The organism is Xenorhabdus sp. PR6a, assembly GCF_028599065.1.
In the GTDB taxonomy this organism is placed as follows: domain Bacteria; phylum Pseudomonadota; class Gammaproteobacteria; order Enterobacterales; family Enterobacteriaceae; genus Xenorhabdus; species Xenorhabdus doucetiae.
Map to the genome: position 1 here is coordinate 1 of NZ_JAQRFJ010000072.1, position 13990 is coordinate 13990.

General features: G+C 42.0%; 13 protein-coding genes. 4 read left to right on the top strand and 9 right to left on the bottom strand.

The genetic code is table 11. The features are described from left to right. The first annotated feature begins 37 nt into the window (after positions 1–37). The gene (locus PSI15_RS15385; RefSeq protein WP_273584286.1) at positions 38–673 is read left to right on the top strand and encodes an aminotransferase-like domain-containing protein; all 636 of its coding nucleotides are present in this window, start codon (positions 38–40) and stop codon (positions 671–673) included. On the opposite strand, the gene PSI15_RS15390 is transcribed toward PSI15_RS15385, so the two are convergent. Together PSI15_RS15390 and PSI15_RS15395 are read right to left on the bottom strand one after the other, a co-directional pair. Further along, a complete protein-coding gene (locus tag PSI15_RS15390; RefSeq protein WP_273584287.1) occupies positions 654–1085 on the bottom strand; it encodes a carboxymuconolactone decarboxylase family protein in 432 nt (143 codons plus the stop codon). The two genes, PSI15_RS15385 and PSI15_RS15390, sit on opposite strands and share 20 nt — an antisense overlap. Positions 1086–1266: 181 nt before the next feature. Further along, a complete protein-coding gene (locus PSI15_RS15395; protein ID WP_273584288.1) occupies positions 1267–1620 on the bottom strand; it encodes a DUF805 domain-containing protein in 354 nt (117 codons plus the stop codon). Positions 1621–2096: 476 nt separating this feature from the next. Here PSI15_RS15395 and PSI15_RS15400 point away from each other — a divergent pair, with 476 nt between their 5' ends. Then, positions 2097–3314 (top strand): MFS transporter, encoded by a 1218-nt coding sequence (locus PSI15_RS15400; protein ID WP_273584289.1) that lies wholly within the window; start codon positions 2097–2099, stop codon positions 3312–3314. A gap of 113 nt (positions 3315–3427) precedes the next feature. On the opposite strand, the gene PSI15_RS15405 is transcribed toward PSI15_RS15400, so the two are convergent. The 7 genes from PSI15_RS15405 to pldA form a co-directional block, all read right to left on the bottom strand. Continuing rightward, positions 3428–4405 (bottom strand): nucleoside hydrolase, encoded by a 978-nt coding sequence (locus PSI15_RS15405; protein WP_273584290.1) that lies wholly within the window; start codon positions 4403–4405, stop codon positions 3428–3430. Between the two features lie 3 nt (positions 4406–4408). Beyond that, complete coding sequence (locus PSI15_RS15410) at positions 4409–5425, bottom strand: LacI family DNA-binding transcriptional regulator (RefSeq protein ID WP_273584291.1); 1017 nt, start codon at positions 5423–5425, stop codon at positions 4409–4411. A gap of 153 nt (positions 5426–5578) precedes the next feature. Continuing rightward, positions 5579–6946, bottom strand: a complete 1368-nt coding sequence (locus tag PSI15_RS15415) for an MFS transporter (protein ID WP_443256101.1) — start codon at positions 6944–6946, stop codon at positions 5579–5581. Between the two features lie 646 nt (positions 6947–7592). Continuing rightward, entirely contained in the window at positions 7593–8420 is an 828-nt protein-coding gene (yigL, locus tag PSI15_RS15420) for a sugar/pyridoxal phosphate phosphatase YigL (RefSeq protein WP_273584293.1), read from the bottom strand. 21 nt (positions 8421–8441) lie between these two features. Beyond that, entirely contained in the window at positions 8442–9440 is a 999-nt protein-coding gene (gene pldB, locus PSI15_RS15425) for a lysophospholipase L2 (RefSeq protein WP_273584294.1), read from the bottom strand. Between the two features lie 45 nt (positions 9441–9485). Continuing rightward, positions 9486–11312: an ATP-dependent DNA helicase RecQ gene (gene recQ, locus PSI15_RS15430; RefSeq protein WP_273584295.1), complete on the bottom strand. Its 1827-nt coding sequence runs from the start codon at positions 11310–11312 to the stop codon at positions 9486–9488. Between the two features lie 138 nt (positions 11313–11450). After that, complete coding sequence (gene pldA, locus PSI15_RS15435) at positions 11451–12311, bottom strand: phospholipase A (protein ID WP_273584296.1); 861 nt, start codon at positions 12309–12311, stop codon at positions 11451–11453. Between the two features lie 223 nt (positions 12312–12534). On the opposite strand from pldA, the gene PSI15_RS15440 reads away from it, so the two are divergent. Further along, positions 12535–13020, top strand: coding sequence for a thioesterase family protein (locus PSI15_RS15440; RefSeq protein WP_273584297.1), 486 nt, complete (start codon positions 12535–12537; stop codon positions 13018–13020). 633 nt (positions 13021–13653) lie between these two features. After that, a partial coding sequence (locus tag PSI15_RS15445; protein ID WP_273584298.1) for a hypothetical protein occupies positions 13654–13990 on the top strand: 337 nt, incomplete at its 3' end.

A 13990-nucleotide genomic window follows, 5' to 3' on the forward strand; every position in this document is an offset into this window, starting at 1 on the left:
AAGTTAGATTGGTATAACACCTGCTCACCAAAGCCCGTTGGGAGTAACCTTATCAATGGCACGGAAACAGGCGCTTTTAGCATGGGCAGAACAAAACAGGGCGTTGATTATCGAAGATGATTATGACAGTGAATTTCTCTACGATCACCGCCGCCAGCCAGCGCTGGCCAGTCTATCGAATAATATTTTGTATATTGGTACATTCAGCAAAGTCCTGACCCCCGCGCTTCGGCTCGCTTATCTGGTTGTGCCTCCCGATCTTTCGTCGATTTTCAATGCCACATGCCACGCTTGGCATGACGGCAGCCCCTTATTGCAACAGGCTATTGTCACTGACTTTATGCAGGAAGGTCATTTTTCACGTCATCTGCGTAAAATGCGTGCCCTCTATGCTAAACGCAGGCAAATGGTGATTGAGAGCTTAGATCAAGTTTTTGGTTCCCGATTTAAATTCGATATTCCCATTGGCGGGCTGCATTTACTGGCAAAACTGGCTCAACATGCCAGACAATATGGATTTGGGATTGCTGCGCTGTCTTCACGCAGTTTAAACGCGGATTGCGGCAAGGGGCTACTGTTTGGATTTGCTAATGAGCCAACACCAGAAGCCGCCTTGAACCATGCGAAAAATCTACAAACGTGTCTTTTACAAGTTACTGACGCATCCCAATAGCCAGCCGGTTCATTCCATTCATCAGCGCAATGGCAAAAGTCAGATCAGAAATTTCCTGATCGGTGAAATATGCTTTTAACGGCAAGTAAGCGCCATCATCAGCGTGGGTCGTCGTCACATAAGTCAGTGCTTCTGCCCACGCCAATGCTGCTTTTTCACGAGAAGTAAATTGACCGCTGACACGCCATCCTGCCAATTCGGCCAATCGACGTTCGGTTTCTTCGGTCTGACGCAAAGACTGCGTATGTTTGTTTAGACAAAAAGCACAACCATTGATTTGGGAAACCCGCAGATAAACCAATTCGATCAACGGTAGCCCCAATGGGCTTTTTTCCAATCCCTCTTTGACAGAACGAAATCCTTGCAACAGTTCGGGGGACAAATCGTAATAAGCAAGACGCAATTGACTCATACACCATACTCCTTATTTCAATGAATGCGATTAACGATATGGCAAACCTTCCATTAAGATAAGGGACAAGATTGGCATTTTTGATCAGGACAAGTTATTTTAGAAATAAAAAACACTGCCTATTATTTTAAGCAGTGTTTTTATTTACATGGCAAACTACAGAGTTAATTTATGCTATATCTTAATAGTTCTTTTTAGGGTCTACACCATAATCATTATCACCCTTCGTCCCTTCGATGCAGTAAAACGCTAATAAAACAATACCGCCAAAGGGAATAATGGAGATTAATAACCACCAACCAGAATGATTAGCATCATGAAGGCGGCGTACTGTGACTGCAAGACTCGGGATCATAGTCAGAATCACATAAACAGCCAACAATGCCATACCGGCATTTTCATCAATCGCTGAACCTAATACGATGAGGGCTACGCATACAATTGAATGAAATAAAGAAAACATCCAATATTCTGTGCGACGCGCACGTCCTGAAAAATCTGCATAATTTTTTAAAACACTAAGATACCAATTCATAATGTCACTTTACTGAAATTAAATGATATAAAATAAAAACGGGCAAACTATAAAGGATGGTGGATTTTATACTTAATTTCCTTTTGAAGTCCATCATCCATTATTGGATAGTTAATACCTTCTGATTTACGCCATTATTAGATAGTGAATTAAAAAACACTTCCAAATATCAAATTAGAAACAGAATCAACAGGAATGTTTTTCATCCATAGCAAAGTTACGCTTAAATCTATTAGAGAAATAAGACACTTTAATATATGATTAACACTCGTTAGAGGGTCATTTTATTTTAATGATTATAATTAACTATGTTATTTATATAAAATGACTAATTTCAAAATAAAAATACTAATTTCGATTCCGTAACAGCGGAAAAATCAAAAAGTGCTGAACCAGTAGTCAATCTATTTACATAAATTTAACACACGCCTATCATCGAAGAATAAATCGCCAAACCTCTTACCATCCGAGATGATATGAAAATTTTATCTGGCCGACCCTGGTTACTCATCGTATTTTTTCTGATATCCAACTTCTTTTCATCAGTTGCCGTTTCTATCGGAATGTACCTTATTCCGTGGTGTATCAGTAATACTGCGGGTGAACCTGCATTTCTCGCCACAACCGCAATGTTTTCTGCCCTTTTGATTCTTTTTTTGACGCCTTTTATTGGCAAACTGATTGATTCTCTTAACCGAAAATCGATCCTCATATTTATCACCATCGTCATATTGGTACTTTTTCTGTTTCTTTCTCTTGCCAAAGACAACGTTTTGAACCGCTTGTATGCCCTGATTTGTGCCTATGTATTTGTCCAGATTTACTTTGCGATTTTCTACACAACCCGACAGGGATTTATCAAAGATATCTTTATGGAAAGTGAACTGTTCCGCATTAACGCTATCCTTGAAATTGAATCCCAATCTTCAACGCTATTAGCGGCTTCTCTGGTGATTATCTTTGCCAATTCATTAACCAACACGGATATTTTTATGCTACTGGCAGGAATGGTATTGATTTCATTGATGATGTTGATGGTTATTCCTTACGCATCCAAGCGCATTACCGACAGAAACAATCGTCAATATTCTCACCCCAAACTCCCACCCTCATTTTTAAAAACCGATCTGTTTTGTTATATGGCAATGGGAGCCATTCCTTTTATCTGTATCATGACGATCAATGTTATCCAGGCACCCTTTATGAATGATGTGCTCCTTGAACCCATCAGCGCTTATGCCACCTATGGCATCATATATGGTTGTGGCGCCATATTAGTGGGATTCATTTTGGGGCGAATCTCCAATCATTATTCTCAATGCAATCTGGTTGTTGTTTTCACCTCTGTCTTTGCGATAACACTCGGCGTTATTTCACTACATCCAACACTGGAGTTCATTCTGGTCGGGGGGTTTTTCCTCGGATTTTGTAATTCTGCGTCACGGATCTCAAGCCATAACCTGATCCTGCATGAAGTGGATTCGGCCATGATTGGCCGTGCATTCTCATACGAGCAATTTTTCACATTATGTGGAAGGATTATTGCAACAGGACTTGTGCCCTTAATGTTTGCCAATAACTATCGGCAAGTTTGGAATTATGTTTTCGCCATCAGCATGATTGCGCCAATCGTATTACTTTTTAGGAGATATTTAGATAAAAACACGGTTGTAACCAATAAGGAGTATGGTTAGAGTGGCAGTGCCATTTTTCTGGTTTAACATAAAAAATGTAGATAAAAACGCATTCAAAAAATATTAAACCAGACAAAAGTAATCTAAGATAAGAAATTATAGTAAGAAAAAACTTAGTAATCTTTAATATATTGGAAAATCAACGATAGAAACCTAGCGCTATCCACTGTGTCCAATATTGTTATGGGTTTTCTGTTTATACTGAAGGGATCCATACTTGGTAATGATGATTCAGGGTCATAAAGAATTGTCATACCACGCTCAGCTCCCTTTAAAACAACATCTACGTAATTCTGTGTACTCGTAACAATAGTTTTGTCAATTAGCCATGCCACCGTCAATGCATCATGGATCCAACACCCTGCCAATCCTCTGGTTTTCATAGAATAGTTCATCCATGGGCGAACTGTTTCAACTAAAAATTTACAGAGAGCATTATTAAATGTAGATAAGTAATCTAGATCAGAATGCAACATCTGAGTTTGAGTCGTCACATCCATTGGCACTAAAGTAATATTTGCACCACTTGTCAATACGATATGAGCAGCTTCTGGATCAATACCAAAATTGGTGTCTTTCTGATAACCAGGAACATCAAATACACCGCCCATAATGACAATTTCAGCCACAGATTCAGAAAATTCAGGGTATAACTGTATCGCATGAGCAATATTGGTCAAAGGACCAATTGCTACAAGAGTAATTTCACCGGGATTCTGGCATACAAGCTCACCTATTCCATGTGCTGCTGACGGAGTAACTAAAGGATATTGTTCTGGGGAAACAACTCCCTTCCATAAATAACGCAAACCATTTTGATCAACTCCATTATCAAGTTTTTCACGCCATTTTTTCATGGGTTCCAATAATCCCTGAGAGGCACCACGTAACACAGGAATATTTTCACCTAATCTCTGTAAAAGTGATTTTGCAACAGAATAACCAATTTCACTGGGTGTATTACCAGACACAGTAGAAATTAATTCAAGAGAAATTTGTGGAGCAGCTATGGCAAGAGCTAATGCAAGACCATCATCAATATTCGCTCCTGCTATACCGTTCCCTGGATCACAATCAATAATTAAACGCATACTTTATTCTTTTACGAGAGATGTACAACCACAGGATTCTCCGATCTGTAAATCAAATCCAAATTCACATTCACGAGCCTCCCCATTCCATGTTTTCAGCATTTCAATAGCAGTTTTTGCCATTTTATCAATAGGCTGACGTACGGCAGTCAAAGAAGGAACGTTAAATTGTGATTGCTGTGTAGCATTAAAACAAACCAATGCAATATCATTGGGAACCTTTATTCCATGTTCTGACAATGCACGAAGACATCCAAATGCTTGTAACTCATTGGTTGCAAACAAAGCGTGAGGAAGTTTTCCATTTAACATTTCCAACGTTATTTCATAGCCCCCCATGCGGGTATAGTCTGTTGAAAAAATCCACTCTTCATGCACAGTTAAATTAGCTTGTTGTAACGCATCACGCCAACCAGCAATACGATCCTGCGTATTTAACATATCATGAGGTCCACAAATAATAGCGATATCTCGATATCCATGCTGAGTTAGGTGCCGAGTAGCCTGAAATGCAGCAAGCTTTTCATTTACAATAATTGCGCTGACATTTAGTCTCGCATCAACACGATCTAGCATGACACATGGAGTTCCACTTTCCTGAATCAATCCGATGTAAGGATGACGATCGACGCTAGTATATAGCAACCCATCAACCTGACGATGCAATAAGTTGTTGATTAGTTCTTTTTCTCGCTCTCTGTCGTCCCCTGAATCACCTAATAAAAGAACCTGCCCGTGTTTGAATGCTTCTTGTTGCAATGCATGAGCCATTGAGGAAATAAAAGGATTAGATATATTAGGTACAATAAGACCATAAGTTTGTGTTGTTCCCGAGACAAGAGCTTTAGCAATACCATTTGGTCTATAACCTGTTTTCTTGATAGCTGCTAATACGCGCTGTCGAGTCGCTTCTGCAACAGGCCTGGGACCGTTGTTAACAACATAACTGACTACTGCTACAGATGTGCCTGCTTCTTTAGCAACATCGGTACGAGTCACTCGTTTAGGATGTAACTTCATGACATTTACTTAATTAATTTGTAGGAGAAGATTATAATTTAAATAGTTCAGAGGATAAAATACCATGTTTTTGGATGTAATAATCATTTGGCACGAACTAAATAATGTTAATTCATGCCAAAGTTATCAATGGTGAGTTAATACTTTGAAGTATTAAATAGCGTCATCAGGTAAATTTAAATCTCTACCTCGTGTTTCTGGAGCAAAGAACGTTGTTATAAAACCAATGCCTGCCATAAACGCAAAATAAAATGCGACAGACCACCAATGTCCTGTAAAAGATAACAGTGCTGACGCAACTAGTGGCGCAGAACCACCAGATAAAATGGAACCTAACTCTTTTGCAAAAGCCATCTTAGCATAGCGATTCCTTACACCAAACAGCTCAACTCCCCATGCAGCCTGAACACTAAATATTCCCAAGGAAGCCAATCCCATACCTACAACGATGGTTGAAATGACAATGATAGGTTCACGACTTTCCAGTAAGATGAAAGCAGGTACAGAATATAGGATTAATAAGAAACAAAACCAACGATATATAATTCGGCGACCAAAACGATCAGATAAATATCCTGACAGAGGAATAATCAAAAAACCTAGAGTGGAGGCAAGAAAGACTGCTATCGCTGGTACGGATTTATCTATCATTAACACTTTAGCAACATACCCAATAATAAATCCCTGAGCCAGATAAGATGGTCCATTCTCACCAATACGTAAACCAACCATGATCCAGAATGCTTTTGTTCGTTCCAGAAAATTCTGGTGTTCTCGTTCAGTTTTATAAGTCAGTTTATTGTTCAATACCTTTGAATTACGAGCTTCTAGAGACATTTTATAACGTCGAAATACTGGAGATTCATTCATATGACGGCGAATAAGTAAAGCCACTACGGTAAGTAAGAAACTGGATAGAAATGGAATACGCCATCCCCAATCAAGCAAACTCTCTTTATCCATAGTCAACACTAGCAACCAAATCAGTGATGCTAGTAATGTTCCACTATTGGAACCAAGAGCAATAATAGAAGAAACCAAACCACGCCTTTTCGGTGGAGCGTATTCTCCTAGAATCACCGTACCACCAGAAAGTTCAGCCCCAGCCCCTAGCCCTTGTGTAAATCTCAAAATAACGAGGCAAATAGGAGCCCATACTCCAATTTGAGCATAACTCGGAATCAACCCAATAAGTGTTGTAGAGAGTCCCATGAGCATAATAGTCGTCACCATGATGCTCTTACGACCCCTTTGATCCCCTAACCATCCAAATAGTAATGCACCAATAGGCCGTGCGATGAACCCAACTGAGTAAGTTGCAAAACTGGAAAGCAAAGCAATCATAGGTGTCATATCAGGAAAAAATATGTCACCAAAAATAATTCCTGCGGCTAAGCCATAAAGTGCAAAATCGGCATATTCCATTGCTGTGCCTAACCAACAAGAAAAAACCGCACGACAAAATTCCTTGTGCCCTTCCCGAGTTTCCAGACATACTTCGGATGCATGCCGTTCCCCCATTAAAGGCACTATTGCGTTCTCAAACTGCATAATGTGTTCCCTGAGTGTTGGAACAGTAAATTATCAATTCCGACGTTATAAACCGGAAAAAGATTTTTTCATAGTTATATTTTTATTGTTTTTACTTAACACATTATCTACTCGAGTAGATTTTTCAATTTTAAAAAAAATAATAATTTTATTTATGTCACATATATTAAGTGAAAAAATTAATTTTACAATCCACAAAAAAACAAAAACCTATATCAAAATTTGTTTTACGACAGAATAATGATTCTAATTCCTTTATTTTTACTACACATTAAACCTGTTAATTGGTAAATTTTAAAACATAATGTAATTATAACAACATGAAGCAATATGGTTCAACTTATTAAAAATAAGCAACTTTTAATAAAATCAGGCATCCAACCACTCCGAGTCGGCTGTTTTTTAAACAGAAAGGATTGTGGTTTATAAAAAATTAGAACAATGATGGTCACTTCATCTTATAGTCAGAAAAGATAAAAAACTCATCCTATGGGAATTAAATATTCATTCTGGTGAAAATCAAAAAATCATTCTTAAAACAACAACACTAAATGCAAAAAACAGCATCACACAGGATGCTGTTTTCAAACACATATTCAGGCTATTCGCTTCTTTTTCACGCCATTAGCTTCAAACCCGATAGATTTTCGGCAAATATTTTACGTAAATAACCAGAAACGGCATCATCCGCATTAGAACCAATGACTTCCATATCCGGTAAGCTGTCTTTCAAGCGCTGGTGCGCTCCCTGCATAATGCAGCCCTTGCCTGCCACAGTCAGCATTTCCTGATCGTTCATGCCATCGCCAAAAGCAATGCAATCACTCAATGGATAACCAATCAATTGACAGACTTGCGCCAATGCGTGCCCTTTAGAAACCCCACCCGCCATCACTTCCAGGCAATTTCTCAGTGAAAAGCTGACATTCACCCTTGCCCCCCAACGCGCTTTAATTCTCTCTTCCAACTCCACCAAATAATCATGATCGTCACTGGTGTAATAAACTTTGCACACGCCATCGGTGGGAAAATGGTTGCGTTGAAAAAGTTGGTAATGGAAAACGGATTCCTGAAAAAATTCTTCCTGTTCAGGCGCTTCTCTATTTATTAGCCAATCATCGTTATTGAAGTAATTGGTCAGGACATTGGGATTATCAAATTCCAATAAACACAAATCATGGGCAATCTCAGGATCTAAGTTATGGCTGAATATCAATTCATCCTGAATATTGTGAACTCTGGCGCCGTTGGACGTGATCATATAAGCATCAATGCCCAATCCATCACGGATCTGCCCCACATCAATATGATGACGCCCTGTTGCGAAAACAAAATGAATCCCTTGTTCCGTCAGTAAGTTCAATGTTTCCTTGGTATACGGGGTGATTTTATGGTCGGGAGACAACAGCGTGCCATCTAAATCTGAAGCAACAACATGATACATAGTTATGGTTCCTAAACTGAATCAGTTCTGGTCAAAAAAATCACAAATTGCATTGAGAGCCTGCGCCCGCAATATATCTTTTTCGAACAGGATTTCGTGATGAGCCCCTTGGATAACCAGAGGATTTTGTTCCGCTTTTCCTGTTTCCGCTTTTTGGCGCGATGCACAAAAAGCCAGTAATTCCCGGTTACTCACAATCTTATCTTCACTCGCTTGTAATATCATGAGTGGCGTTTGGATCTTATCTGCATTTTCAATCAGGTTATCGCCCATCAGCATGCTCTCACGCATCCAATGGTAAGTCGGCCCGCCAAGGCGCAATTCAGGATAATCCGCATAGTAACGCAAATAACGCTGGTAACGCGCATAACTGTGCGTTAACAGATTGATAAAATAGGGTAATGGCCGCCATTGCCCCGTTGATAACGCATAAGCGTTACGTCTTTGGGTATTGGATTCTGCTTGGTTAACCAGAAAATTTGCCAGCCAGCGCGGCATGGGTAAATTGATACCAAACATCGGCGCACATAACGCCGCGGCACGAAAAATCAGCTCCTGATAGCGCATCAGAAAGCGGCTCAAAATCGCACCGCCCATTGAATGGGCGAGTGCATAACAGCGATGAGATTGGCGAGGTGTCACTTCAAGTTCAATAAATTTAGCCAAGTCATCCACATAGTGGTCGAACGCTTCAACGTGGCCTTTTTGTCGGTCATCCAACATTCGTCCTGAACAGCCTTGTCCACGATGATCAATAATGAAAATATCATAGCCTAAGTGGTAAAAATCATAGGCCACTTCGGGATATTTCACGTAGCTTTCACTACGGCCGGGCAAAATGATGAGTGTTTTGTCATGATGGGGAGAACAAAAGGAGACATAATGGATGAGAATATCGTCAATTCCCATAAATTGCCGCTCTTCTCTTGTTCGCCAAAAATCCAGTAATGATCCGTTCGTAAAGGCGGAGAACTGAGGTTCACGGTTTAACCAGCTCGCTTTCAATATCTCAGGCGCCATTTATCATCCTCTGTTCATTCCCCTTTAGCGATTCAAATCATTCAGTTACTCGAATTCTTCAAAATGCTCACGGATTAATGCCATAAATGCCTCACCAAAACGCTCCAATTTCCGCTGCCCAACACCGTTAATCAGCAAAAGTTCATCCGGTGTGATTGGGCACTGTTCTGCCATCTCAATTAACGTGACGTCATTAAAAACGACAAAAGGAGGAATATTGTTGTCATCAGCAATGGATTTACGCAATTTGCGCAATTTGGCAAATAACTTGCGATCATAGTTGCCGCTGTATGATTTGTTTTGTTGATTGCGGCTTTTCAGGTTTTGGATACGTGGCACAGCAAGTTGTAGAGACACTTCGCCGCGTAATACAGGTCGCGCAGCTTCCGTCAGTTGTAGCGCAGAGTAGTTGGCAATATTTTGGCTAATCAACCCTAAGTGAATGAGCTGACGCAAGACACTCGTCCAGTGCTCCTGACTCTGTGCTTTACCAATGCCATAAACTGGCAGCTTGTCGTGCCCAAAATCTCTAATGCGTTGATTATTTGTACCACGCAGCATTTCTACAATATAGCCAATCCCAAAACGTTGTCCAACGCGATAAATACAGGATAGTGCTTTTTGTGCCTCCACCAGACCGTCATAACGCTTGGGAGGATCAAGACAAATATCACAGTTACCACAGGCTGTCTGGCGGCTTTCCCCGAAATAATTCAGCAAGACTAAGCGCCGGCAAGTCTGTGCCTCTGCAAATGCGCCCATCGCATTGAGTTTGTGCCGTTCGATGTCCTGTTGTTCACTCGCGGGTTTTTCTTCCAAGCAACGACGCAGCCACACCATATCCGCAGGATCGTAAAACAGCACGGCTTCCGCCGATAAGCCATCCCGCCCGGCCCGGCCCGTTTCCTGATAATAAGATTCGATATTGCGGGGAATATCAAAGTGCACAACAAAGCGCACATTCGGCTTGTTGATCCCCATACCAAACGCAACCGTTGCCACAACGACCTGCAAATCATCTCGCTGGAAGGCATCCTGCACCCATGCACGTTGATTGTTTTCCAGCCCCGCATGATAAGGGGCAACACTCAGCCCCCGTTTTTGCAGGCGCTCCGCGGTCTCTTCCACTTTAGTGCGGCTATTGCAGTAGATAATGCCACTTTTTCCCTGCTGACCACGGACAAATGACCAGAGCTGATCAAGGGGTTTGTATTTCTCCACTAAGGTGTAGCGAATGTTGGGACGATCAAAGCTGCTGATATGGATAATCGGCTCATGTAACTCTAATAAGCGAACGATATCCTGACGGGTCGTTTTATCTGCTGTCGCGGTGAGTGCAATCACGGGCAGACCGGGGAAGCGGCGGCGAAGTTGCCCTAATGCCCGGTATTCCCGGCGAAAATCATGCCCCCATTGGGAAATACAGTGCGCTTCATCGACGGCCAGTAAAACGGGCTGCCAATCATGCAGTTGGTCAAGAAAGTTATCCGTGACCAGCCGTTCAGGGGCGATATAGAGCAGCTTGATGCTCCCCTTGCGGCAACGTTGGATGATATCCAATTGCTGTTCACGACTTTGGGTTGAGTTCAGACATTCCGCTTCAACGCCATTCGCGCGCAGTTGATCGACCTGATCTTTCATCAATGAAATTAACGGAGACACAACCAACGTCAGCCCATTGTTAACCAGTGCGGGGATCTGATAACACAGCGATTTACCGCCTCCCGTTGGCATAATCACCAAACAGTCGCGCCCGTCAAGAACGGCGTCGATAACTTGCTGCTGCCCCGGTCGGAATTGCTGGTATCCGAATGTTTTTCGTAATGCTTGTTCAGCCAGCGATGCCGTGCTGATGAGTTCTGCGGTAGACACGCCTTTCCTCGATCGTTAGAAGCTAATTTCTGAAAAAAACTAAATATACCCGATAAACTTCAAGTTGCAGCTTATAAGACGAAAGCCGCTGATTATCTTGAAGTACGACGAGTAGATGTTATTTCACTGTAAGGGCAGTTACAGCATGTCATTCAACATGACACCGATACCAAAACGGGTTTGCTTGAAATTGTAGTCAATCATCGATTCGCCATAACCACAGAAAAGCTGCGTGTAAATACGGACATGATTTGCGAGCGGATAACTCCAGCCCAACTCGCCATTGCCATAACCGCTGTTCCAGTTATAGCGCCCTTGGGCGGTAAATACGCTGTCACCCCAGATATAACCAACTTTCAGCCGGTAATAGCCCATATAACGGTTCATACCTGGGTTATCATCATGACGGGCGTTTTCGGGCAGCCGATACCACGATTTCAAATCCGCCTGCCAATTGCCATTCTGCACCATAAAACGGGCATAGAGGCGATTCCAGCTACGGGAAGTCGCTTCCGGCCGCCCGTTAGATTGATGGTTAAACCCCGCTTCAATTTCCCGCAGGCGCCAACCCGCAAATTCATAATCCGTTAACCATGCCAGAAAAAGTTGAGGTTCATAATTCGTTTCACGAAATGGAGACGATTCCTTTTTATTACTGAGTTGCCACCATGAACGCTGTGTGTAAGAAGCCCCAAGCAACGAGTTCTCTCCTGCAATTCCCCGCCACAAGGGAAAACCAAAACTTATCTGAAAGCTCACTTCATCTCTGCGGGCATTATCTGCCCAATCATAACTATGAATTGCCGATTTATTCATATTGGCATCATAAGTATAAATAATGTAGTTCGTATCATAGGGATAGAGCATTAGCGGAGAATCTTGCTCGCCCAGCATCGTCGAGAGCACGCTCCCTCTCACGCCACCCCCCTGCTTTTCTGCGGCCTGAGCCAATGGAGATAATAGGCCGATAATAACCAGTATTTTCCATAATAAACGCATGTCTGGTTTTCCTGTTGAATAATTTCAAGCTAAAAAAATTACCGCTTATTCTACACGCTATTTGATTATTTTTTGTAGTCCGTTTTTGCCCTGAGAAAGGGTTTGTCGAAGCGCTTCACAAACTGGCAAAGTCGATAATGAAAGCATAAACTTAACAAGTTATTAACCACAAACACCCATTTAATATTGGTTTGTTTTACTTTTTATTATCAGGAATTCCGCCATGGAAAATATTCAGCGAGTAGACCCCCTCTTAACCCCAGAAGAAGCCCGTCAATTTATTGGTGAAGTTTTTGTGTACCATATGCCATTCAATCGCCTGTTGGGTCTTGAACTGCTCCGCTTTGAGCAAGACTACACAGAACTGCAATTTCACCATCAGGAAAAGTTGGTCGGCAATATGATCCATAAGATTCTGCACGGTGGTGCGATCGCGTCCATATTGGATGTTGCCGGCGGGCTGGTTTGTGCAGGCAATGCACTAACAGCAATGGAAACGCTCACCATCGCCGAGATCCAAAAACGCCTGACCACATTAGGTACTATTGATTTGCGCGTGGATTATCTGCGACCCGGACGCGGTGAAATATTTACCGCCAGTTGCAACATTATCCGTGCCGGCAATAAAGTCTCTGTCGCCAGAATTGAACTGCATAATGAAAAACAAGTGCATATTGCCAGTGCAATGGGGACTTATTTAGTGGGTTAATGTTTTTCATTAAAATAAATGAAGGAATGTGCCACAAAACACATTCCCTTTTCATGGATACCGACAACGGCCAAACATTCTCATTTCCAACCCTGCCTTTCGTTTATAATTTATTGATTTACATAAATTATTAAGTGATTTCAATCACATTTGTCAGATCATTTATCATACACCCCAAAGAGGTGCTATATCCTTCTCTGTGTTATCTGAACGACAAGACCTTGAAGTTTGTGAGGTAAGGACATAGGGATAGTCGCTCTTGTTGTCGGTTCAGGGAAGAATGCCGTATCCCTCTGCCAGATGCTTATCAAGCACAAGCCGTCAACATTCTTATCGCTCTCAATGTCCTCCGCATTAAATCTTCTCCGTTATCCCTCTAAAAAGGAACAACTGATAGCGGAATAACGCGCTTACGATAGCGCTAACTATTCGGATAACACGACAACAGAAAGACAACTCCACACACCAGATGGCCGACTCTGGCAGGCAAAAACCACGGTTAATAAGGTTGGAGAACTTAATTTACTGACTATCAATGGTAGTCATACCCTAACGCTGGAACGGGATGAAGATGGGTATGAATGGCACCGCCAAGCTGATAAAGGTTTTATCCTGCGGCAAGAGCACTCGTTAATGGGCCAGCTCACTTCCCAACGTGCCGGACGCAACACGCAATTTTTTGCCGCTCATGAAGTCGCGGATATCCCGCAACCTACATTGGCAGGGCTAGATCGCGAATATCGTTACGATGATGCGCTTAATTTGGTGGCAGCAAATGATGAGCGGCAATGGCTACGTTATGTGGTTAATGGTAATGGACAAGTGACCTCAGTCAGTGCCGGTGAACGGTTATGGGAACATTATCAATATGATGCGTCCGGCTATCCATCCCGCCGTTTTGATGGACTCAACGATATTGATGGAGAATGGCTCTATCAAAAAGGTCACCGGCTGAGACGTCTCGGTCAGC